Source organism: Paractinoplanes toevensis (assembly GCF_018332695.1).
Lineage (GTDB): Bacteria > Actinomycetota > Actinomycetes > Mycobacteriales > Micromonosporaceae > Actinoplanes > Actinoplanes toevensis.
This window is the reverse complement of record NZ_BOQN01000096.1, coordinates 23,270-44,599: the sequence shown is the minus strand read 5'-3', so window position 1 is coordinate 44,599 and position 21,330 is coordinate 23,270. Positions and strand designations below refer to the sequence as shown.

21 protein-coding genes, 1 other RNA gene and 1 pseudogene are annotated in these 21,330 nt (G+C 68.7%); 8 read left to right on the top strand and 15 right to left on the bottom strand.

The window, feature by feature from the left end; genetic code table 11:
* The first annotated feature begins 125 nt into the window (after positions 1-125).
* The 5 genes and pseudogenes from Ato02nite_RS37170 to Ato02nite_RS53100 all read left to right on the top strand — a co-directional run.
* The gene (locus Ato02nite_RS37170) at positions 126-320 is read left to right on the top strand and encodes a hypothetical protein (RefSeq protein ID WP_213011376.1); all 195 of its coding nucleotides are present in this window, start codon (positions 126-128) and stop codon (positions 318-320) included.
* 37 nt (positions 321-357) lie between these two features.
* The gene (locus Ato02nite_RS37165) at positions 358-975 is read left to right on the top strand and encodes a DUF2637 domain-containing protein (RefSeq protein WP_213011375.1); all 618 of its coding nucleotides are present in this window, start codon (positions 358-360) and stop codon (positions 973-975) included.
* A complete protein-coding gene (locus Ato02nite_RS37160; protein WP_213011374.1) occupies positions 972-1,292 on the top strand; it encodes a hypothetical protein in 321 nt (106 codons plus the stop codon). The genes Ato02nite_RS37165 and Ato02nite_RS37160 overlap by 4 nt, the downstream gene beginning before the upstream one ends.
* A 59-nt stretch (positions 1,293-1,351) precedes the next feature.
* Positions 1,352-3,022: an FtsK/SpoIIIE domain-containing protein gene (locus Ato02nite_RS37155; protein ID WP_246607909.1), complete on the top strand. Its 1,671-nt coding sequence runs from the start codon at positions 1,352-1,354 to the stop codon at positions 3,020-3,022.
* A gap of 386 nt (positions 3,023-3,408) precedes the next feature.
* A pseudogene (locus Ato02nite_RS53100) lies at positions 3,409-4,494 on the top strand (recombinase family protein); the annotation flags it as partial.
* An 84-nt stretch (positions 4,495-4,578) separates the two neighbouring features.
* Here the strand turns inward: Ato02nite_RS53100 and Ato02nite_RS37140 are convergent.
* The 10 genes from Ato02nite_RS37140 to pruA all read right to left on the bottom strand — a co-directional run bounded on the left by Ato02nite_RS37140 (position 4,579) and on the right by pruA (position 13,340).
* On the bottom strand, positions 4,579-4,974 hold the full coding sequence (locus Ato02nite_RS37140; protein ID WP_213011372.1) for a hypothetical protein: 396 nt from the start codon (positions 4,972-4,974) through the stop codon (positions 4,579-4,581).
* A gap of 64 nt (positions 4,975-5,038) precedes the next feature.
* Positions 5,039-5,413: a transfer-messenger RNA gene (ssrA, locus tag Ato02nite_RS37135) on the bottom strand.
* Positions 5,414-5,435: 22 nt separating this feature from the next.
* Entirely contained in the window at positions 5,436-6,038 is a 603-nt protein-coding gene (locus tag Ato02nite_RS37130) for a cellulose binding domain-containing protein (RefSeq protein ID WP_213011371.1), read from the bottom strand.
* A 121-nt stretch (positions 6,039-6,159) separates the two neighbouring features.
* Complete coding sequence (smpB, locus tag Ato02nite_RS37125; protein ID WP_213011370.1) at positions 6,160-6,636, bottom strand: SsrA-binding protein SmpB; 477 nt, start codon at positions 6,634-6,636, stop codon at positions 6,160-6,162.
* Between the two features lie 34 nt (positions 6,637-6,670).
* Entirely contained in the window at positions 6,671-7,678 is a 1,008-nt protein-coding gene (locus tag Ato02nite_RS37120) for a M23 family metallopeptidase (RefSeq protein ID WP_246607908.1), read from the bottom strand.
* A 332-nt stretch (positions 7,679-8,010) separates the two neighbouring features.
* Positions 8,011-8,886: a permease-like cell division protein FtsX gene (gene ftsX / locus Ato02nite_RS37115; RefSeq protein WP_213011369.1), complete on the bottom strand. Its 876-nt coding sequence runs from the start codon at positions 8,884-8,886 to the stop codon at positions 8,011-8,013.
* A 67-nt stretch (positions 8,887-8,953) separates the two neighbouring features.
* Positions 8,954-9,634: a cell division ATP-binding protein FtsE gene (ftsE, locus tag Ato02nite_RS37110; RefSeq protein WP_203728313.1), complete on the bottom strand. Its 681-nt coding sequence runs from the start codon at positions 9,632-9,634 to the stop codon at positions 8,954-8,956.
* A 138-nt stretch (positions 9,635-9,772) separates the two neighbouring features.
* Positions 9,773-10,888, bottom strand: coding sequence for a peptide chain release factor 2 (gene prfB / locus Ato02nite_RS37105; protein ID WP_213011368.1), 1,116 nt, complete (start codon positions 10,886-10,888; stop codon positions 9,773-9,775).
* Positions 10,889-10,945: 57 nt separating this feature from the next.
* Positions 10,946-11,461, bottom strand: coding sequence for a PadR family transcriptional regulator (locus Ato02nite_RS37100; protein WP_213011367.1), 516 nt, complete (start codon positions 11,459-11,461; stop codon positions 10,946-10,948).
* 247 nt (positions 11,462-11,708) lie between these two features.
* The gene (pruA, locus tag Ato02nite_RS37095) at positions 11,709-13,340 is read right to left on the bottom strand and encodes an L-glutamate gamma-semialdehyde dehydrogenase (RefSeq protein ID WP_213011366.1); all 1,632 of its coding nucleotides are present in this window, start codon (positions 13,338-13,340) and stop codon (positions 11,709-11,711) included.
* Between the two features lie 120 nt (positions 13,341-13,460).
* On the opposite strand from pruA, the gene Ato02nite_RS37090 reads away from it, so the two are divergent.
* The gene (locus tag Ato02nite_RS37090; protein WP_213011365.1) at positions 13,461-14,387 is read left to right on the top strand and encodes a hypothetical protein; all 927 of its coding nucleotides are present in this window, start codon (positions 13,461-13,463) and stop codon (positions 14,385-14,387) included.
* On the opposite strand, the gene Ato02nite_RS37085 is transcribed toward Ato02nite_RS37090, so the two are convergent.
* Entirely contained in the window at positions 14,384-14,845 is a 462-nt protein-coding gene (locus Ato02nite_RS37085) for a DUF6912 family protein (RefSeq protein WP_213011392.1), read from the bottom strand. The two genes, Ato02nite_RS37090 and Ato02nite_RS37085, sit on opposite strands and share 4 nt — an antisense overlap.
* A gap of 215 nt (positions 14,846-15,060) precedes the next feature.
* Complete coding sequence (locus Ato02nite_RS37080; protein WP_213011364.1) at positions 15,061-15,537, bottom strand: rhodanese-like domain-containing protein; 477 nt, start codon at positions 15,535-15,537, stop codon at positions 15,061-15,063.
* 94 nt (positions 15,538-15,631) lie between these two features.
* Between Ato02nite_RS37080 and Ato02nite_RS37075 the strand changes: the two genes are divergently transcribed.
* Positions 15,632-16,111 carry an Lrp/AsnC family transcriptional regulator gene (locus Ato02nite_RS37075; RefSeq protein WP_213011363.1) on the top strand — a complete coding sequence of 160 codons (480 nt, stop codon included), beginning with the start codon at positions 15,632-15,634 and terminating at the stop codon, positions 16,109-16,111.
* 13 nt (positions 16,112-16,124) lie between these two features.
* On the opposite strand, the gene Ato02nite_RS37070 is transcribed toward Ato02nite_RS37075, so the two are convergent.
* From Ato02nite_RS37070 to secA, 3 genes are all read right to left on the bottom strand, one after another.
* Entirely contained in the window at positions 16,125-16,694 is a 570-nt protein-coding gene (locus Ato02nite_RS37070) for an Rv3235 family protein (protein WP_213011362.1), read from the bottom strand.
* 113 nt (positions 16,695-16,807) lie between these two features.
* The gene (locus Ato02nite_RS37065; RefSeq protein WP_213011361.1) at positions 16,808-17,026 is read right to left on the bottom strand and encodes a helix-turn-helix domain-containing protein; all 219 of its coding nucleotides are present in this window, start codon (positions 17,024-17,026) and stop codon (positions 16,808-16,810) included.
* A 99-nt stretch (positions 17,027-17,125) separates the two neighbouring features.
* The gene (gene secA, locus Ato02nite_RS37060; protein WP_213011360.1) at positions 17,126-20,014 is read right to left on the bottom strand and encodes a preprotein translocase subunit SecA; all 2,889 of its coding nucleotides are present in this window, start codon (positions 20,012-20,014) and stop codon (positions 17,126-17,128) included.
* A gap of 174 nt (positions 20,015-20,188) precedes the next feature.
* On the opposite strand from secA, the gene Ato02nite_RS37055 reads away from it, so the two are divergent.
* On the top strand, positions 20,189-21,325 hold the full coding sequence (locus tag Ato02nite_RS37055; protein WP_246607907.1) for a GNAT family N-acetyltransferase: 1,137 nt from the start codon (positions 20,189-20,191) through the stop codon (positions 21,323-21,325).
* Positions 21,326-21,330 lie beyond the last annotated feature (5 nt).

Here is a 21,330-nt window from a genome sequence, read left to right as displayed (position 1 = left end):
GCAAGTGCGTGGCCTGGATGCGGTGGAACCGCCGGCACCAGGCGCGCGGCGGGCACGGCGGGCGCGGACCGGGCCATCCGTACCCGTCGGACGCGGCGCAACGGCAACCGCGACGGTGGTGACGCATGACGATCGCCGTCTCCGCCGTCATCCTGCTCGGCGTCTTCGTCTTCCTGCTCTGGCGCTACGCCCGGTTGCCGCTCTGGCAGGCCGCCATCTGCGCGGCGTTCGGCTACTACCTCGCCTCGTCGTCCGTCGGCCCGAATATCGGTGACGGACTGCGGGCTCTGGCTCGGTTCATCGCCCGGCTGGATCTCTGAGGTGGGCGAACAACCGAGGCGTCGTGACTGGTGGGTCATGGCCGGCATGACCACAGCGGCGATCTCCGCCGCGCTGGCCAGCTTCGCCGGCCTCCGCGGTCTGGCCGTCGTGGCCGGCTGGCCAGATCGGCTTGCCTGGCTCCTGCCGATCACCATCGACGCGTACGCGATGACGTCCGCTCGGGTCTGGCTCGCCGGAACCGTTGGTGGGCTTCGAGCGCGGAAGTTCGCCCGTGCCAACGCAATCGGCGCCATCGCGACAAGCATCATCGGCAACGCCGGCTATCACCTGATCGCCACCGGACTGATCAACATCTCCTGGCCGATTGTCGTCTTCGTCGGAGCCGTGCCGGCCGCCGTCCTCGGCCTGACCGCACACCTGCACGCGCTCCAAACGATCACGGCGTCGGAAGACCGTCCTCAAGCCCGGACCGCAGTCCGGACCCACCCGACGAAGCACCGTCGCACCGAGGAAGCGCTCCTGGCAGCTGCCCGCGAGGCCGACGCCAGACACCGCGCCGCGAACAACGGCCGCCCGATCAGCCGTGACGGATTGCGCTCAACGCTCCGGATCGCCGGACCCACGGCGACCGAACTGCGACGACGTCTCGCCGCAGAGAACACCGACCGAAAGGAGGCTTCGACTCACTCATGACCAACCAACCGCGCACACCGCGCCCGACCCTCGACACGGAGGCAGTTCTCTCCCACCTGCATGCCGCCCAGCAACGACCCACGCCGACGGCCGTTTGGACCGCTGTCGCCGACATTCCGGCCCTGCTCGCCGAAATCGACCGCCTCGCGCTGCTGCTCAGCCGCACGCGATGGGACCTCGCCGACCTGCTTGCCGCCGCCCGTGCCACCCTCGCCGCCGACCACGACGGCGAATCGGAACCTCTGGCCTACCTTCGCGACGCGGTCGCCGAGCACCGAGCATGGACCACGCCCAGCGACGACCAACTCGCCGAATGAGGGCCTACGGACGCCGGCATCGCCGATGGAGCCGACGCCACCCGCAACCGCTCCTGCTCGTGCCCGACGAACCGCTCCTCATCACCGCGTTGGCCGCGATCGGACGCGCACTCTTTCGGTACCGGTCGGAACTCGCCCCGATCAACGCCGGACTCACGCTCGCCGTCGCCGGGCTCCTGCTGCACCACACCCACCCGCACGCCTGGCCGATGGTCGCGGCCGCAACGGTCATCACGGCGCTGGTCGCCGGCCTGCGCGGGTGGCCTTGGGGCCTCAGCCGCTCCGGGGAGCGGATCTATGCCGCCACGACGACAGCCGTCGCAGGAGGCTGGCTCACTTCTGCCACCGCGTTCGGACCCGGACGCAGTCTGCTCCCAACCGTCCTGCTCGCGTCCGTCATTGCGCTCGGCGTGCCTTGGTGGCCGCACCGGCGCCGCCGAGCCCGCGTCCGGGTCGACCGCGTAATCCATGCGTGGCCCGATCTCGCGGACACCATCGGACTCGACGGGTCGCGGGTCATGTCGGCCGTCGTGGACACGTGGGGATGGCGCGCCCTGATGAAGCTGCGACCGGGCCAGAGCGTCGCCGACGTCGTGGCCAGGGTGCCGGCCATCGAGTCGGCCTTGGGCACGCGACCCGGCGCCGTCCGAGTCGAGCAGGACCCGGCGCACTCCGGCCGCTGCACGATGCGGGTTCTCGCCGTCGACCCGCACGCCGGCGCGATCCTGTGGCCCGGCCCGACCGCACGCTCGCTGGCCGACCCCATCGAACTCGGCGTATTCGAAGACGCGACGCGCGTCCGCGTGTCGTTCCTTCGACGGCATGGCCTGATCGGCGGCACCACGGACTCCGGCAAGAGCGACGTTCTGAACGTCGTCCTTGGCAACCTCGCCGCTTGCAACGACGTCGTCCTATGGGGCATCGACCTCAAGGGCGGGATGGAACTGCGACCGTGGGCACCGTGCCTTGCAAGGCTCGCTACCACGCCGGAAGAGGCAACCCGGCTGCTCGCCGACGCCGTCGCGGTGCTAGACGCGAGGGCAAATGCAGCCGGCCACGAAAACACCCGAGTCTGGGAACCTACGCCCGCGGCACCGGCCTTGGTCATCGTGATCGACGAGTACGCGGAACTCGCGGACACGGCGCCGGCCGCAGTTCCGTCCGCCGAATCCATCGCGCGTCGTGGGCGTGCGCTCGCCGTTGACCTGCTGGCCGCGACGCAACGGCCGACACAGAAGGCGATGGGTGGCGGGGCGCTGCGCTCGCAGATGAGCGTCCGCGTCTGCCTGAGAGTAAGGGAACGACGCGACGTCGACCTCATCCTCGACAAGGGCATGCTCGCCGACGGCTGGCACGCTCACACTCTCGACGCTCCCGGCAAGTTCTACGTCTTCGCCGATGGGCACAACCACCCGCGCCGAGCCCGCGCCTATCTCGTCGATGACGATCAGGTGCGGGAGACGGTCGCCCGATATGCCGACCACCGGCCCGGCCTGGATCCGTTGTCTCAAGCAGCAATCGACCATCATCCACGCGCTATCGAGCCGCCACCGAAGGCCGCCGACGAGGTGCTCTTGACCGCGTTGAACGAAGCGCCGAGCGACGGACTGACCATCCCGGAACTCATTAATGCGACCGGCATGCGACGCACTTGGATCTACGACCGGCTCCAAGCGCTCGCCACCGGCGGCAAAGCCCGGCAGGTCGCCCGCGGACGCTGGCGCGCCTGACCCAATCGTCCGCGCGGACGTCCGTCCGCTCGCGCGCGTCTGCGCATATCAGCGCGCGGACGGACAACGGACGGACGGCCACGCGGACTCTACCCACCGATCGAAAGGAGGCTCAACGATCACCGCTGAAGAGTCAGCCGACGAGAGGAGAAATCGCAGCATACGAACCCGCAAGACGCGGAAAGTCAAGAATGACCAGCTCAAGACGTCCCAAGACGTCCCGACGGCCAATCAGGCGAGAGGTCGCACGGTGGCGTGCCGCAAGACTCGCTCGCGACAATCGATGATTCGGCGTGAGCTGCACGTCGACGAAGATCTTCTCGCCCGCGCCCTGGCCATCATCGCGGCCGACCTGGTCGGAGATCGAGAGCAGAAGGAGCGACCAGATGCCTGAGCCGAAGGCCACCACTCGCCATCACGACCGGCCGGTCAAGCGCCGGAAGCGCGCCTTCATCTACCTCCGAGTCTCGTCGGCCGGCCAGGTCAACACCGACTACGACCCAGAGGGCATCTCGCTCCCCGCGCAACGTGCCGCTATCCTCCGCCGCGCGCTGGAACTGGACGCTGAGATCGCCGCCGAGTTCGTCGAACCGGGCCGCTCCGCAACCACGGTCGACGGCCGACCCGTGTTCCAAGAGATGATGGCTCGCCTCAAAGCGGAGCCCGACATTGACTACGTGATCGTCTACGCCCGTTCTCGGCTCCACCGCAACAGCATCGACGCCGCGATCACCAAACGCGATCTCCGCAGGGCCGGCGTCACGCTCATCTCGATCATGGATTACACCGAAGACAACGCGATCGGCGACCTGGTCGCGACGGTCCTCGACGGCGTCAACGAATACCAGTCACGCGCCGCCGGTGCCGACATCGCCTACAAGATGGGCCAGAAGATCGTTCGGGGCGGATCGGTCGGCCGGGCGCCCATCGGCTACCTCAACATCCGCGAGAAGTTCGAGGGCAGAGAGGTTCGTACGGTCGCTGTCGACCCTGTACGCGGTCCGTTGGTCCGGATGGCCTTCGAGCTGTACGCAAGCGGCTCGTACGGCTTCCACGCGCTCATCCAGGCGCTCACCGACGCCGGCCTCCGGACGAAACCGACCCGCCGCTACCCCACCGGCATGCCGATCTCCATCAACTCGCTCGGCAACCTCCTCCGCGACCGCTACTACCTCGGGCTAGTCGAATACCGAGGCATCGAGTACCAAGGCAGGCACGAGCCGCTGATCACGCCGGAGGTCTTCGACCGTGTGCAACAAATGCTGGAGTCGCGGCGCGCGGGCGGAGTCCGCGAGCGAACACACAACCACTACCTCAAGGGCACGGTTTGGTGCGCCCGATGCCAGCGCCGCCTCATGGTGATGCGAGGAAAGAGCAAGACCGGCGACTTGCATTTCTACTACTTCTGCCGGGGCAGGCAGCTCCACTCATGCGACCTCCCCTACCTGCCCATCGCCAAGGTCGAAACGGCCGTACTCGACAACTACGCCACGGTGGCGCTGCCCGCAGATCTCCGCGAGCGGATCGCCGCCACGGTCAAGGAGATGTTGATCGGGTCAGCCGAGACTCAGAAGGAGATCCGGGCCAGGGTTTCGGCACACCTCAAGGAGCTGAACGCGAAGGAAGATCGCTTCCTCGATCTGGTCGGCGAGCCGGATTGGCCACAAGACAAGATCGCTGCCCGGCTGAGGGACATCCGAGACGAGCGGGGCAGGCTGGCCCGTCAGCTCGACGAGGACGAGACGGAGAGGCTCGACGCAGCCCGAGAGACCCTCACGTACCTCCTGGAACTCCTGACCGACCCGCAGGAGTTGTACCGCCAGGCGAGCAAGCGCGGACGCCGCGCCCTGGATCAGACGTGCTTCGCGAAGCAGTACCTCGACGACGACGGAAACGGACCGTACGTCGCGGCGGACGAGCTTGCCGACCTGGTATCTCCCCTGGTCAACCACGCGAGAAACGAGAGCGGCGCCGCCCCGATGGGCGGCGCCGCTCTGGGTTCAAGTAAGAACCCCCTCGTGGAGGTGCCGGGAATCGAACCCGGGTCCTTCGTTGTTTCGTCAGGGCTTCTCCGAGCGCAGCTCACTATGCCTCTACTCGCCCCTACCGATCACATGAGCAAGTCGGTATGACGGGGCCAGTCGCGTTTAATCTCGCCGCATGGTCCTCGCAACTGGGACCGATTGGCCAGCCTCCTAGCTGATGCCGGTGATCCGGGACGGAGGCGCTCCCGGTCCGACAGACCCGCTACTCGCCTCAGGCGGCGAGAGCGAAGTCGCGCTGATTGTTATCGGCGCTTATAAGTTTCCGACGACCGATTCTCGAGACGACGTCGGCTTCCTCGGCTCGCTTCCCCTGTCTCCACGTACGAAGTCGAAACCAGTCACCCCCCTGTTGGTGCAACCTTGGAATCTTAGCTCACGCCGCACTTGCCGCCCACGACGGAGCAGCCGCTCGGTCGTCCGTTGCCGCGGCCGCTCTTGCTCACCTGGTAGCCGAAGGTGATGGAGGCGCCGGGGGCCAGCGGTCCGCCGGTGAAGGTCAGGTTGTCGCCGGACTGGCTGCCTCGCGCGTTCCAGGTGCCGGTGAGCCGGAGGTTGTCCTGGTTGCTGTGGGAAACGGTCACCGACCACGACTGCGAGCTGCCGCTGACATTCTTGATGCGCACCGCGGCCACGTACCCCTGCTCCCAGCTGGCGGGCACGCTCAGCGCGGCGGAGAAGACATCGCTGCGGGGCCGGGTCGTGGTGGGTGCCGCCGCCGGCGGCTTGGTGGTCGTTTTTTCCGGTACGGGGGTGTGCGACGACGGTCGCGCCGAGGTGCGGCTCGGGGTCGGTGACGACGACCGGGAGCGCGAGCGGGACGGCGACGGCGAGACGACCGAGTGGGTCGGCGTGGGCGTGGCGGACGTGGCGGGGGCCAGCGGCACCTGCGGCATGGACGGCAGAGCCACCGACGGCTGGCGGGCTGCCTCGGCCGGCCCGACCGCCCGGACGGCGACCCAGACAACCAGCATGACCAGGACCGCGGCGGCCGCGCTGAGGACGATTCGGGCGGGTCCGAGAGGGCGCGCGGAGTGCTTGGCGGGCAACGGGCCGTCCCTTCGTGGATCTAGGAGCGCCCGGCACTGTACCTCGTTATGACATGCCTTTGTTGCGCCGACCCATCGCCCGGGAAATTTCTCGTTGCGCGTCTTTGGACGCCAGGTCCTGGCGCTTGTCGTAGCTCTTCTTGCCCCGTGCCAGGGCGAGTTCGACCTTGGCGTACCCGTTCTGGAAGTAGACCTGGAGCGGCACCAGCGTGATGCCCTCGTCGCGCAGTTTGCCCTGGATCTTCCGAATCTCATCCTTGTGCAGCAGCAGCTTGCGGATGCGCCGCGGCTCGTGGTTGGTCCAGGTGCCCTGCGTGTACTCCGGGATGTGCAGGCCGTGCAGGAAGATCTCGCCGGAGCTCTCGTGACCGAACGCGTCGACCAGTGATGCCCGGCCGGCCCGCAGCGACTTGACCTCGGTGCCGGTCAGCGCCATGCCCGCCTCGTAGGTGTCGAGGATGGCGTAGTCGTGGTGGGCCTTGCGGTTGGAGGAGACGACCTTGCGCCCCTGTTCGCGTGGCATGAACTCCCCAAAAAGACCAATGCTACTAGGGGATTCAGCAGAGACAGGACGGCAGGTAGCTGAGCGGATTCTTCGGTACGCCGTTGAAGCGCGTCTCGAAGTGCAGGTGGTAACCGGTCGACGCGCCGGTGGTGCCGACCCGCCCGATCACCTCGCCCCGCCGGACGTATTCGCCCTCGTGCACGAGGATGCGCGACTGGTGCCCATAACAGGTCTGGAAGCCGGCGCCGTCCAACCGTCCGTGGTTGATGCAGGTGTAGTTGCCGTAGCCGTTGGACCAGCCGGCCCGGATCACCCGCCCCGCCGCGGCCGCGTGGATCGGTGTCCCGCCGGGTGCCGCGATGTCGGTGCCGGCGTGCAACTGCCAGACCCGATAGTACGGGTCGTACCGGTTGCCGAAGTCGCTGCTCTTCCACCCGCGGACCGGCATGAGCAGCCGTCCGCCCTGGTAGCGCCCGTCGTTGCCGGACTTGATCGCCCAGCCGCGCAGCGCCGTCCGGATGCGCTGCTCCGAAGCGACCGCCTCCCGGTACTGGGCGAGCACGCTGGCCCGCTGGGCGTTCGCGACGCGCAGCGCGGCCTGCCGGGTGGCGGCCAGCCGGATCAGGGCTTTCTGCGCGGTGACGGCCGCGACCTGGGCGTCCTTGGCCGCGGTGAGCTTGCCCCGGGCCAGCGCCTCGGCCTCCTCGGCCTCGCGTTTGGCCAGTCCGGCCCGGTCCTGGGCGGTGCGCGCCGCGGCTCGGGTGTGGATCAGCCGCTCGACGTCCTGCTGCTGGGTGCGCATGAGCTGGTCGACGAGGCTGAGCCGGTCCATCATGTCGGCCGGCCCGGTGGCATCGACCAGCACGTTGATCCGGGAGAACGAGCTGCCCATGTAGGTCGCCTGGGCGATCTGATCGACGCGCTCGCGGGCGTCGGCGAACTCCCCCTGCGCCTTTTCGTAGTGCCCGGCGATTTTCGCGTACGCGGCCCGGGCCGCGTTGGCGCGGCGGCCGGCGCTGTTGGCGGCGGCGATCGCGGCGGCGACGGCACCGCGGGACATGGCGACTCGCCGCTGCGCGGCCGGCATCGCCCGGGTGGCGGCCTCGAGGCGAAGTGCGGCGGTGCGCGCTTGTGAGGTGGCGCTTTCCAGTACGGCCTCGGCCCGGTCGACCTCGCTCGAAGCACGTCCGGAGCCGGTGTCGGCCAGCGCCGGTGCCGAGGTCGCCAGGCTGACAAGGCACGCGGTTATTGCCAGAAGGGGCGATACCCGGCTATGTCGACATTTTGACCACACAGCGACCCACCGTACTCCGCCTAACCCCCAGCAAAGGTCCAAATCGCCCAACGGCCGCGTTCCTGTCGGAACGCGGCCGTAGTGGTGATCCGTAAAAGTCAGACCTTGAGGTAGAAGCGCAGCGTGACCCAGGCGGTGACCGCGCTGACCACCCCGCCGACTCCGGCCAGCAGCGGCAGCATGAGCCACACATTGCCGTTGTGCACCGGGGTCAGGATCGTGGTCAGCGCTTGCAACTTGTGGTCGAGCAGCACGATCTTGCCGACGAACAGCACGATGAAGCCGATCACCGAGCCGATGACGCCGGCGACCACCGCCTCGAGCACGAACGGCGCCTGGATGAACCAGTTCGACGCGCCGACCAGTTTCATCACCGCGACTTCTCGCCGTTTGCTGTACGCCGCCACCTGGATCGTGTTACCGACCAGGAGCAGCGCGGCAATGGCCATGAAGCCCGCCACCCCCAGCGACCCGACTTGAAGGCCGTTGAAGATGTTGAACACCTTGTCGAGCAGCGTCCGCTGGTCGATCACGTCCTGGATGCCGGGCATGCCGGCGATCTGGTCGGCGAAGGCCTTGTACTTCTCCGGGTCCTTCAGCTTGACCCGGAACGACTCGGGCAGGCTGTCCGGGCCGACCGATTTCACGAAGTCCGGTGAGTCCGCCCAGAGCTGCTGGAAGCGGGTGAACGCCTCCGCGCGGGTCTCGTACGTCTTGTCGCTCACCAGCGGGTTGCTGGAGATCGCCTGATCGATGGCGGACCGCTGCGCATCGGTCACATCCGTGCGCAGGAAGATCGACACCTCGATCGCGCCGTAGTAGTAGTTCTTCATCTGGTCGACCTGCATGTACAGCAGCACACTGGCGCCCAGCATGAAGAGCGAGACCGACATGGTGATGATCATGGCGACCGTCATCGTGACGTTTCGCCACAGGCCCACCAGGACCTCGTTGAGGACGTACTTCAACCGCATCGGGGGGTTCCTTCCGGGACTCCGCGTCGTGCTTGTTCAGGGGATCGGGGACTGGGCGGAGCCGGGCTCAGCCGTAGACGCCGCGGGCCTGGTCACGAACGATGCGGCCGCTTTCGATCTCGATGACCCGGCGGCGCATCTGGTTGACGATGTTGGAGTCGTGGGTGACCATCACGACCGTCGTGCCGGTCCGGTTGATCCGATCGAGCAGGCGCATGATTTCGATCGAGGTGTCCGGGTCGAGGTTACCGGTGGGCTCGTCGGCCAGCAGGATCAGCGGCCGGTTGACGAACGCCCGGGCCACCGCGACGCGCTGCTGCTCACCACCGGAGAGCTCGTGCGGGTAACGGTGCTCCTTGCCGCCCAGACCGACCAGCTCGAGCACCTCGGGCACGACCCGCCGGGCCACCGCCTTGGTCTTGCCGATCACTTCAAGGGCAAAGGCCACATTTTCGTACGCCGTGCGGTTGGGCAGCAGGCGGAAGTCCTGGAACACGCAGCCGATCGAACGGCGGAAGTGCGGAACCTTCCACGACCGCAGCGTGGTCACGTCCTTGGTGTTCACCACCACCTTGCCGCGGGTCGGGGCGACCTCGTGCAGGAGGAGCTTGATGATCGTCGACTTGCCGGAACCGGAGGGGCCGATGAAGAAGACGAACTCACCCTTCTCAATGCCCACGCTCACGTCGTCCAGCGACGGGCGAGACGCCTTGGGGTACGTCTTCGTCACGTTCTCGAGCTGAATCACGGAAACGGAGTCTACGCGGTGTAACGAAAACGCCAACCCCGGCGGGTGCGTCAATCTGCGCCCGGCCCGCCGGAACAGGCATTCCGGCGGCCGAGGGCTGACCGAACGTTCAGGCCCCGTCGCCGTACGTGGTGGATCTTACGAGCCTTCCGTCTGGCCGGTCTTGCGCCAACGGATCCCTGCCTCGATGAACTCGTCCAGGTCGCCGTCGAAGACCGAGCTCGGGTTGCCGGTCTCGTACTCGGTACGCAGATCCTTCACCATTTGATAAGGGTGCAGGACGTACGACCGCATCTGGTCGCCCCACGAGCCCGTGGTGTCCTGCTTGAGGCCGGCCATCTTGGCCTCTTCCTCCTGGCGCTTGCGCTCGAGGAGGCGGGCCTGAAGAACTCGCATCGCCGACGCTTTGTTCTGCAACTGGGACTTCTCGTTCTGACACGTCACCACGATGCCGGTCGGGATGTGGGTGAGCCGGACAGCACTGTCCGTAGTGTTGACGCTCTGTCCACCGGGCCCGGACGAGCGGTAGACGTCGACCCGGATCTCGTTCTCCGGAATGTCGATGTGGTCGGTCTGCGCGACCACCGGCATCACCTCGACACCGGCGAAGCTGGTCTGCCGGCGGCCCTGGTTGTCGAACGGGCTGATCCGGACCAGGCGGTGGGTGCCCGACTCGACGCTGAGAGTTCCGTACGCGTACGGCACCTTGACCGCGAAGGTCGCCGACTTGAGGCCGGCCTCCTCGGCGTACGACGTGTCGTAGACCTCGGTGGGGTAGTTGTGGCGCTCGGCCCATCGCAGGTACATCCGCATGAGCATCTCGGCGAAGTCGGCCGCGTCCACGCCGCCGGCGCCGGCCCGGATGGCCACCACCGCTTCCCGCGAGTCGTACTCACCGGACAGGAGGGTGCGGACCTCCATCTCCTCGATGGCCTTGGCCAGCGCCACGAGCTCGGCGCCGACCTCGGCGATCGAACCCTCGTCGCCCTCGGCCTCGGCCATCTCGAGCAGCAGGCCGGCATCGTCGAGGCGGGAGCGCAGGCGCTCCATCCTGGAGATCTCGCCGGAGACGTAGGACAGCCGGCTGTTGACCTCCTGCGCCCGGGCCTGGTCGTCCCACAGGTCAGGGGCGGAGGCCTGCTCCTCGAGCTCAGCTTTGTCCCGGCGCAGCTTGTCGACGTCCAGGACGTTCTCGATGTTGCGCAGGGTGGCGTCTAACGCCTTGAGTTGCTCAGGAAAGTCGGCAGCGGTCACGACACTCAAGACTACGCCGCCCGGCCGATGTTGCGGCCGGGCGGTCCGATCGGACTGTCAACTCGCCGGTGCGGTCTTCAGCCAGCTCAGCGCGGCCTTGTGATAGGCGACGGCGAACTCGAGTGCGGCCGACCCGTACGCGTCGCCGTTCTTCTTCGCCTCCTTCGCCTGTTCCTTGGCCATGGCCATCGCCTCGGCGTGGTATTCGCTGGCGCCGGTGTAGAGCTCCTTCAACTGACTTCCGCTGTGCTGCTCGCCGAAGGCGACGCGCAGGGCGACCGGGTTGCGCAGGGCATCCCGGCCGGGAGCCTCGGCGAGCCAGCGACTGAAGGCACGCTTGCCGGAGGCGGTGATGGCGTAGGGCTGGCTGGAACGGGGGCCGGGCTTGCCGAGCCGGACGAATCCCATATCGGCAAGGACCGGCAATTCGCGGTAGACCTGGCTCCGCGTCATCGACCAGTAGGGCCCGAGGCGGCGTTCGGCAGCCGCCATGAGCTGTCCGCCGGTCATCGGCCCCTCGTGTAGCAGGCCGAGCAGCGCGGCAGCCGTGGGATTGATTTGAGTGTCGGGCATGCCTCCTACGCTGCCACTTTGCCGAGCCCACGTCCAGGATTTCGCCCGATCCGTCCAGTTTGCGTCTCCACAAACGACTGTCCCGCACAGACAGTCCGACCACGAGGGTCGAGACGGCGCGTTTAACCGGCGAGCAGCAGTCTGACCAGCTAAAATGGCCCTAGCAAACCGGTCAGACGGCGATGCCGGGCAGCAACCGGACGAAAGCACCCGGATTGCCGCCGGCAAAGCCTACAAATCGGGATGCTTAACCCATATGGGGATAGCGCCACGAGACCGGAGGCTCGAAGGTCTCCTTGATCGTGCGCGGCGAGACCCAGCGCATCAGGTTCAGCACCGAGCCGGCCTTGTCGTTGGTGCCACTACCGCGCGCCCCGCCGAAGGGTTGCTGACCCACCACGGCACCGGTCGGCTTGTCGTTGATATAGAAATTGCCCGCAGTGAACCGCAGCGCCCGGCCGGCCCGGTCGATCACCGTGCGGTCGGTCGCGAAGATCGACCCGGTGAGCGCGTAATCGGACACTCCGTCCATCTGCGTCAGCATCTCGTCGAACCGCTCGTCCGGATAGACGTGCACGGCCAGGATCGGACCGAAGTACTCGGTGCGGAACACCTCGTGCGCCGGATCGGTGCACTCGACCAGGGTGGGCGACACGAACCAGCCGTCGACGTCGTCTGCCGTCCCACCGGCGAGGACGGTGCACGACTCGCTGTTCTTGATCCGGTCCAGGGCGCCGGCCAGCTTCGCGAACGCCCGGCCGTCGATCACGGCACCGCCGAACACCGCGAGATTACTGACATCGCCGTACGCAATGGAGGAAACCGCGGCCGCGAGCCGGTCGCGCAGGCCGCCCTCCACCCAGAGGCTCCGCGGGACGTAGGCCCGCGAGGCCGCACTGCACTTCTGCCCCTGATATTCGAAGGCGCCGCGCAGCAGCGCCGTGTGCAGCGCCTCGACGTCGGCGCTGGGGTGGGCCACCACGAAGTCCTTGCCGCCGGTCTCCCCCACCAGCCGCGGGTAGGTGCGGTAGCGGTCGATGTTGGCCCCGACCGAACGCCACAGGTGCCGGAACGTGCCGGTCGAGCCGGTGAAGTGGATGCCGGCCAGGTCGGGGTCGGCGAGCAGCACATCGGAGACCGCCTGACCGTCCCCCGTCACCATGTTGATCACGCCGGGCGGCAGGCCGGCCGCCTCGAACAGGCGCATCGTGAAATGCGCCGCGAACTGCTGCGTCGGCGACGGCTTCCAGATCACCGTGTTGCCCATGAGAGCCGGCGCGGAAGGGAGGTTGCCGGCGATCGCGGTGAAGTTGAACGGGGTGATCGCGTAGACGAAGCCCTCCAGCGGGCGGTGGTCGAAGCGGTTCCACACGCCCGGCGACGAGTCCGGCTGCTCGGCCAGGAGCCGCTCGCCGAACGCCACGTTGAAGCGCAGGAAGTCGATCAGCTCGCAGGCCGCGTCGATCTCGGCCTGGTAGCAGGACTTGGACTGACCCAGGATGGTGGCCGCGTTCAAGGTGTCCCGCCAGCTGCCGGCCAGCAGCTCGGCGGCGCGCAGGAAGACCGCGGCCCGCTCGGCGTAGGGCAGCTCCCGCCAACCCCGGGCGGCCCGCTTGGCGGCCTCGGCCGCGGCGGCCGCGTCGGTCTGCGTGGCGTTGCCGGTCACCCCCAGCACCGAGTGCCGCCGGTGCGGCTGGACCACCTCGATCGGGCCGCCACCGGCCATCGACTGCCGGCCCCCGATCGTCATGGTCAGGTCGGGGCGGGCGTCGCGCAGATCGGCGATCCGGGCCTCGAGCGAGGCCCGCTCGGGGCTGCCCGGGCGGTAGTCACGGACCGTCTCGTTGCGCGGAATGGGCACGGCAAGCTGGGCGTCCATCAGGTACTCCTCGACATGGTGGTCTGCTGAGTAGATCCGGGCGCCGGGGTCGCCGGGCCGGATTCCCTCATCCTCGCACCAGTTCCGGTCACTCCAGGTTCGCCCGTTACCCTGAGCCTCATGAGTGCCCAGGACCCGACACCGGACGCCGAGCGACCCTCGTCGAACGGTCTGTTCCTCGCGCTCGCCGCGCTGATCTGGATGGCCGCGATGCTGTGGTCGGCCCGCGCCTCGATCACCGGCCGGGCGGACGCCGAGATGGAGGTGACCTCCACGGCTTACGCCCTGCCCGGTGCGGTCTCCGCGAGCCTGGTCGCCGGCGCCGCGGCCGGTCTCGCCGTCCTCGCCCTGTTCACCCGGCGCCGCGACCTCGGCTCGACCGTCCGGTTCGCGATCGCCACCGGCACCGGCCTGGTCCTCGGCCTGGCCGGCGCGCTGACGATCATCACGATCAACACCGAGGGCTGGATCTACGCGGTGGTCGGCGGCACGATCGCCGCGGCCGCCACCATCGGCGGCGCGCTCGCCGGGTTCCGGCAGTCCAGGGTGCTCGGCGCGGTCTGCTGGGCGGCGATCGGGGTGTTCCTGGTCGGCTTCGTCCTCAACCTGTTCCAGGACCAGGTGCTCAAGGTGCTCGGCTCGGGCAGCACCCAGTCGTCGCAGGCCGACGCGGCCCAGCTGTTCACCTTCCTGCAGTCGCTGCTGTCCGGCCTGGTCGCGGGCCTGATCGCCTACAAACTTCTGCGCCGTGACCGGCCCGGTGTCGCCTGGCCCTTCTACGCTCTGGCCGGCGGCGGTCCCGGGCTGCTGCTGGTGGTCGGCGAAGGACTGACCCGCACGGCCGGTTCCCGGGTGCTCGACCTGGCCGGCAAGGTCAGCGAGTTGGAACAGACCGTGCAGCAGATGCTCAGCGGGGCCCGGTTCAACAGCGCCCTGATCGTCCTGTTCGTGGGCGCGATCAGCGCGACCATCGCGGTCGGCCGCACGATCCGCCCCGCCGCCGACTCCGACTCCGGCGAAACCGTGACAGAGCCCGCCAAGTCCTAGGCGAGGTCGTCGAGCTCGGTCACCGAATACCACTCCAGCTCGTGGTCCTCGGCGCCGTCGACGGTGAACTGGGCGTCCGGGTCGCCGGCGGCCGCCTCCTCGACCACGTCGGCCGCCGCGCCCACCTGCTCGGCCGCGTCGGTGCCGTCCACGTGGATCGACGCCACCTCCTTGAGGGACACCGGGTGCGGCAGGCGCACCGTGCTCGAGCCCAACTCGATGTCCTCCCGAACCAGCGCGGTCGCCGCCACGTCGGCCGAGACCACCACCCGCCGGCGCGGTGCCGCCGGGTCGTGCCGCAGGAGCTGCAGCGCGGCCTGGGCGGCCCGGGTGAACGCGACGTACTCCAACTCCTCCTCGTCACCCTCCGCATACCACTCGCGGAGGGCCGGAGTGACCGCGTGCGCCTCGGTCGGCCCGTCTCCCAACTGCCCGGAGGCGCGCAGGGCCGCGAGCATCGGCACGGTGGCCGGCACGTAGACCCGGACCAGATCGGTGATCGGCACGTCTCCTCCTGCAGCGATATGGACCGTCCCCGTAGTACACCGCCGCAGCGGTGCGCGGAAGGCCCATTCCACCAGTCGTGTCCGGATCGTGGCGCGCCGGGTGGCCGCCATCAGCAGCCGCAGGCGACCGCGGCGGGCACGGCACGCGGCCGGCCGGGTGCCCGCCTTCAGCAGCCGCAGGCGACCGCGGCGGGCACGGCGATCGGAACGGCGGTGGCCGCGACGAGCGGGCGGGCGACGGGCGCGGTGAGCGGGTCGGCGGCGGCGGCAATGTCGCCCCGAGACGTACGCAGGGTGAGTCCCTCACGGACCCAGTACTCGACGCCCCCGATCATCTCCTTGACGGTGTACCCGGCCAGGGCGAACGCGAGCGCGGCCCGGGTGGCGCCGTCGCAGCCCGGACCCCAGCAGTAGGTGACCACCGGCACGGCCGGGTCGAGCAGCTCACCGGCCCGGGTGGCGATCTCGGCGGTGGGCAGGTGCACGGCCCCCGGGATGTGCCCGTGCTCCCATGCGACCGTGCTGCGCGAGTCGACCAGCACGAAGCCGGGCTCGCCGCTCCGCAAGGCGGTGGCCACGTCGGCGACGTCGGTCTGGAACTGGAGTTTTGCCGCGAAGAAGGCGGCGGCGATAGAGGTCGTCATGCCCCAGAACGCTACGGACGGTTTCCGGCTCAGCACAGTGATCTTCCCCGGCGCTCACCGACGACCACCGAGGATTGCCCGGTAGATTGCCTGCATGCCCGTGGACTTCACACCCGACGCCACCGACTGGCGCCTGCTCAGCGAATTGCAGCGAGACGGCCGCACCACCTATGCCGAGCTCGCTCGCGCGGTGTCCATGTCCCCGAGCGCCGTGACCGAGCGGGTCCGCCGCCTGGAGGAGGCCGGTGTGATCGCCGGTTACCGGGCGACGGTGGACCCCGAGCGGGTTGGGTTGACCGTGATGGCCTTCGTCCGCCTCCGCTACCCCACCGGTAACTACCGTCCGTTCCACGCCCTGCTGGACTCCACTCCCGAGATCATCGAGGCCCACCACGTGACCGGCGAGGACTGCTTCGTCCTGAAGGTCATGGCCCGCTCGATGCGCCACCTGGAGGAGGTGAACGGCCGCATCTCCGGCCTGGGCGCGGTGACCACCAGCATCGTCTATTCGAGCCCGCTCTCCGGCCGTGCCATTGCCGAGCCCGGGACGCCCACCGCCACCACCGACCGATAGGCGCCCCGGGGGTCTAGATGAGCCGCAGCGTCGTCGCGGCCCAGGACTGCTGGTGCAGCTCCATCCGCAGGGCCATCGCCCACGTGCGCTCGCCGGTCACCAGGGCCGCGGCCGCCTCCACCGCGCCGGGGCGGGGCTCGCACATGCGCAGCCGGACGACCGCGACCGGTGCGGCGCGACGGGATGGCCGCCGACCGGACGCCCGGCGCAGGTCGGCGACGCGACGCGCACCCGCGAGGCCCTGCGCGACGACCCCGGCCGCTTCCTCGGGCCGGGACAGCGGGCGCAGATGAGCCGGCGGCCGATGACCGTTGAGCACCTCGACACACATCCGCATGAAGCGGTGGACGGCCAGCTTGGCGTCCTGCGAGGCGCCGACCACCGCTGACCGGTGCACGGGCGGTGGCGGCGGTGCGGGTGGCGGCGGTGGTGGCGCCGGTGGCCAGTCGAAGGCCAGTTGGTGGGCGGTCGCCCAGACCGCGGGCTCGACCTCGTCGTCGAAGGGCGGCTCGCAGGGTGGGACCCGGCGGAGGCTGATCGAGGGGCGCGGCCCCTGCGGAGCGATCTCGACCGTCCGTCTCATTTGCACCGCCAATCATTGCTTTTGCCTTCGTTTGCTTGCGACAACGATTGTTCCGCTGCGGTGGCGGGAGGGTCAACGCGCCTCTACCGATGCGGGAAGAGGGGCAAAGCGGCCTACTCGGTCAGGGGGTTGCCGCGCACCCACTCGGCGGTCTCGGTGTACTTCTGCTGGATGTATTCCTCCAGCTTGGCCCGCTCCACCCGCCACTGACCGCGCCCGCCGACCTTGATCGCGGGCAGCTCGCCGCTGCGCACCATGTGGTAGACCTGCGAATCCGAGACGTTCAGCTCGGTGGCCACGTCGGACAACAGCAGGAACCGGGGCTCCACCACAGATCCACCTCCTTGCTCGCGATCGGCTCAGTTTGCCACCGTTTGCCAGCACACAAAACGGCCCGCCGGCAGATGCCGGCGGGCCGTTTCGAGGAAGGGTTACGCGCCCCCGGGAGCTCCGTGGCAGCGCTTGTACTTCTTGCCCGAACCGCAGTAGCAGGGCGCGTTCCGCGAGGGCCCGCCCGACTCGGCCTGCCCGGACGCCCGGGTGCGACCGGCCGGCGAGTGCGCGGGCGACGCCGGCACCGGTCCGCCGCCCCCGAGGCCGAGTGCCGGGGCCTGCTGCTGCTGGATGACGGGAGCACCGTCACCGGCCTCGCCGTCGATCGCGGGCGCGGTGTACTGAAGGTTTTGCGGGCGGCGACCGCCACCGAGGCCCTTGGCGCGCACCTCGACCCGGTCGGAGTCGGTCACGTTGTCGTCCCCGGTCGGCAGCAGGACCGCCTTGCTGGGGTCGACCACGACGGACGGCGCCTCCTCGACCTGGACCTCCAGGTTGAACAGGAACCCGACCGCCTCCTCCTTGATGCCCTCCATCATCTGGTTGAACATGTCGAAGCCCTCGCGCTGGTACTCCACGACGGGGTCGCGCTGCGCGTAGGCCCGGAGGTTGATGCCCTCCTGGAGGTAGTCCATCTCGTACAGGTGCTCGCGCCACTTGCGGTCGATCACCGCGAGCAGGACCTGCCGCTCGAGTTCCCGGATCGCCTCGGCGCCGAGCTCCTCCTCGCGGGCCTCGTAGGCGGCGGCCGCGTCGTCCTTGAGCTTCTGGGTCAGGAACTCCTGGTCGACCGCGTTCACCTCGCCGCCGGACTCCTCGACGATGTCGTCGATGGTGAGGGTGACCGGGTAGAGCCGCTTGAGGTTGGTCCACAGCTGCTCGAGGTCCCAGTCCTCGGCGTAGCCCTCCGAGGTGGCCGCCAGCACGATGTCGCCGATCACGTCGGTCACCATGTGCTGGGCCTGCTCGTGCATGTCCTCGCCGTCGAGCACCCGCTTGCGCTCGGCGTAGATGACCTGGCGCTGCTTGTTGAGCACCTCGTCGTACTTGAGGACGTTCTTGCGGATCTCGGCGTTCTGGCCCTCGATCTGGGTCTGCGCGCTGCGGATCTGCCGGGTCACCATCTTGGACTCGATCGGCACGTCCTCGGGGATGTTGAAGCGCTCCATGACCGCCTCGACCGCACCGGCCCGGAACCGCTTCATCAGGTCGTCCTGCAGCGACAGGTAGAACCGGGACTCGCCCGGGTCACCCTGCCGGCCGGACCGGCCGCGCAGCTGGTTGTCGATGCGCCGGGAGTCGTGCCGCTCGGTGCCCAGGACGTAGAGACCTCCCGCGGCGGTCACCTCGGCGGCCTCGGACTCGCAGGCGTCCTTCCAGGCGGGGAGGACCTCCTCGAGCGCCTTCGCGTACTCCTCCGGGGTCTCGACCGGGTCGAGGCCGCGCTGGTGCAGCTCGGCCGAGGCGAGGAACTCGGGGTTGCCGCCGAGCAGGATGTCGGTGCCGCGGCCGGCCATGTTGGTGGCGACCGTGACGCCGCCCTTGCGGCCGGCCTGCGCGATGATCGTGGCTTCCTGGGCGTGGAACTTCGCGTTCAGCACGCTGTGCGGGATGCCGCGGCGGCGCAGCAGGGTGGAGAGGATCTCGGAGTTTTCCACGCTGACCGTGCCGACCAGCACCGGCTGGCCGGTGGCATGCCGCTCGGCGATGTCCTCGATGACCGCGTTGAACTTGGCCTTCTCGGTCTTGTAGATGACGTCCGGGTGGTCGATGCGGATCATCGGCCGGTGCGTCGGGATGCTCACGACGCCGACGTTGTAGACCTTGTTGAACTCGCCGGCCTCGGTTTGCGCCGTACCGGTCATGCCGCCGAGCTTCTCGTAGAGCCGGAAGTAGTTCTGCAGCGTGATGGTCGCCAGGGTCTGATTTTCCTGCTTGACCTCGACGCCCTCCTTCGCCTCGATGGCCTGGTGCATGCCCTCGTTGTAGCGGCGGCCGTGCAGGATGCGGCCGGTGAACTCGTCGACGATGAGGACCTCGCCACCCTCGTTGACGATGTAGTCCTTGTCCCGCTTGTAGAGCTCCTTGGCCTTGATGGCGTTGTTCAGGTAGCCGACCAGCGGGGTGTTCACCGACTCGTAGAGGTTGTCGATGCCGAGGCGGTCCTCGACCCGGCCGACACCGCGCTCGGTGATCGCGACGGTGCGCTTGGCCTCGTCGACCTCGTAGTCGCCCTCGCCGTCCTTGCCCTTCTGCAGGCGGTTGACGATCGCGGCGAACTCTCCGTACCACCGAGCCGAGTGCTCGGCCGGGCCGGAGATGATCAGCGGGGTGCGGGCCTCGTCGATGAGGATCGAGTCGACCTCGTCGACGATCGCAAAGTTGTGCCCACGCTGCACCAACTCGTCCTTCGACCACGCCATGTTGTCGCGCAGGTAGTCGAAGCCGAACTCGTTGTTGGTGCCGTAGGTGATGTCGCAGTGATAAGCCGCGCGATGCTCGACGGACGGCCGGTTCGGCAGGATGACGCCGACCGTGAGGCCGAGGAACACGTGCACCCGGCCGACCCACTCGGCGTCACGCTGGGCGAGGTAGTCGTTCACCGTGATGATGTGCACGCCCTTGCCGCTCAACGCATTGAGGTAGGCGGGGAACACACCGGTCAGGGTCTTGCCCTCACCGGTCTTCATCTCCGGGATGTTGCCGAAGTGCAGCGCGGCGCCGCCCATCAGCTGGACGTCGTAGGCGCGCTGGCCGAGCACCCGCTTGGCACCCTCACGCGCCACGGCGAACGCCTCGGGCAGCAAGGAGTCGAGGGACTCGCCGTCCGCGTACCGCTCCTTGAACGACTCAGTGCACTCACGCAACTCGTCGTCGGTGAGGTCGACGTAGTCTTCCTCGATCGAGTTGACCGCGTCCGCGATCGCCTTGAGCCGGCGCACCATGCGGCCTTCGCCGGCACGTAGGACCTTTTCCAATATCGACACGGGTCAGCGCTCCCCTAGACAGTCTGCCGGACCATCGTAGGCACCCTCCCGCGGAACCTGTGACCCGAGCCTCCGGTAAACCGCACAAAAGGTGCGAAACGTGGCATGGAGTTCGCTGAGAGCGCAGGACTTCCGGCAGGATTACCCCCGAAAACGGCACCAAATGGAGGCGATTTGAGCACCACTGGGGAGATCGACGGAACTGGGGTGCGTCTACGGGCATTTCGCCCGGACGATGTCGAAGCGGTCACGGCCGGCTACGACGATCCGCTCTGCCACCGCTTCCTGCCACCGCTGCCCTCGCCGTTCACCCTCGCACACGCCGAACGCTTCCTCGCCGAGGGCGTGACCTCGGTGTTTGCCGACGGCGGAGCGGCCTACGCGATCGCCGACCCGGACACCGACGAGCTGCTCGGCGGCATCGGTTTCGACAAGGTGGTGCCCGCTCGCGGGCAGGCCGAGATCGGGTACTGGGTCGGGTCCTGGGCGCGCGGCCGCGGCGTCGCCACCGCGGCGGTACGCACCCTGAGCACGCACGCACTCGGCACCGGGCTCGCCCGCCTCGAACTACTCACCCATTGGGAAAATCCGGCCAGCCAGCGTGTCGCGCTCGCGGCGGGCTATCAGCGCGAGGGCGTACGCCGGGCGGCGCTGCCCGACCGCGACGGCGGCCGGGACGACCTGATCGCGTTCGCCCGGGTGGCCGGCGACCCCGGTGACCCGATCCCCCGGCTGCTGCCCGACCTGCCCGGCGGGGAGCTCACCGACGGCGTCGTGACGCTGCGCCCGCTCGGGCCGGACGACATCGCCTTCGCCACCGCCGTGCGCAACCTGCCCGAGGTGTGGCAGACCAGCGTGCCGCCGGAGCCGCCACCGGCCGAGGTGGTGCGGCACCGGTGCGAGCGGGCGGCGGCGCACTGGCTGGCCGGCACCCGCGCCGACCTGGTGATCGTCGACGCGGGAACCGGCACGCCGGCCGGTGAGATCGGGTTGTTCTATCAGGAGCCGGTGACCGGACAGGCCATGATCGGGTACAGCATGCTGCCGGCCTTCCGCGGTCGCGGCTTTGCGACACGGGCGGCCCAGCTGGTCGCGCTGTGGGCGTTCGCGGAGACGGACATCGCCCGCCTCATCGCGGGGACGCTTCCGACGAACGTGGGATCGCAACGGGTACTCGAGAAGGCCGGGTTCCGCCGTGAGGCGTACCTCAGATCGCGCCTGCCCGGCCCCGACGGCGGGCGGGTGGACGACGTGGAATTCGTCCTCCTGGCCGAGGACCTCCTGACCGAAGGCCCCCGGCTTGATGGCTGAGACCG

Coding starts and splice junctions, on each gene's coding strand:
- ftsX (WP_213011369.1), bottom strand. CDS start 8,886: ATGCGGTTGAAGTACGTCCTCAACGAGGTCCTGGTGGGCCTGTGGCGA.
- Ato02nite_RS37160 (WP_213011374.1), top strand. CDS start 972: ATGACCAACCAACCGCGCACACCGCGCCCGACCCTCGACACGGAGGCA.
- Ato02nite_RS37090 (WP_213011365.1), top strand. CDS start 13,461: ATGAGTGCCCAGGACCCGACACCGGACGCCGAGCGACCCTCGTCGAAC.
- Ato02nite_RS37165 (WP_213011375.1), top strand. CDS start 358: ATGGCCGGCATGACCACAGCGGCGATCTCCGCCGCGCTGGCCAGCTTC.
- Ato02nite_RS37170 (WP_213011376.1), top strand. CDS start 126: ATGACGATCGCCGTCTCCGCCGTCATCCTGCTCGGCGTCTTCGTCTTC.
- Ato02nite_RS37070 (WP_213011362.1), bottom strand. CDS start 16,694: ATGAGACGGACGGTCGAGATCGCTCCGCAGGGGCCGCGCCCCTCGATC.
- Ato02nite_RS37120 (WP_246607908.1), bottom strand. CDS start 7,678: ATGTCCCGCGGTGCCGTCGCCGCCGCGATCGCCGCCGCCAACAGCGCC.
- Ato02nite_RS37075 (WP_213011363.1), top strand. CDS start 15,632: ATGCCCGTGGACTTCACACCCGACGCCACCGACTGGCGCCTGCTCAGC.
- Ato02nite_RS37080 (WP_213011364.1), bottom strand. CDS start 15,537: ATGACGACCTCTATCGCCGCCGCCTTCTTCGCGGCAAAACTCCAGTTC.
- Ato02nite_RS37100 (WP_213011367.1), bottom strand. CDS start 11,461: ATGCCCGACACTCAAATCAATCCCACGGCTGCCGCGCTGCTCGGCCTG.
- pruA (WP_213011366.1), bottom strand. CDS start 13,340: ATGGACGCCCAGCTTGCCGTGCCCATTCCGCGCAACGAGACGGTCCGT.
- Ato02nite_RS37130 (WP_213011371.1), bottom strand. CDS start 6,038: ATGCTGGTTGTCTGGGTCGCCGTCCGGGCGGTCGGGCCGGCCGAGGCA.
- smpB (WP_213011370.1), bottom strand. CDS start 6,636: ATGCCACGCGAACAGGGGCGCAAGGTCGTCTCCTCCAACCGCAAGGCC.
- Ato02nite_RS37085 (WP_213011392.1), bottom strand. CDS start 14,845: ATGCTCGCGGCCCTGCGCGCCTCCGGGCAGTTGGGAGACGGGCCGACC.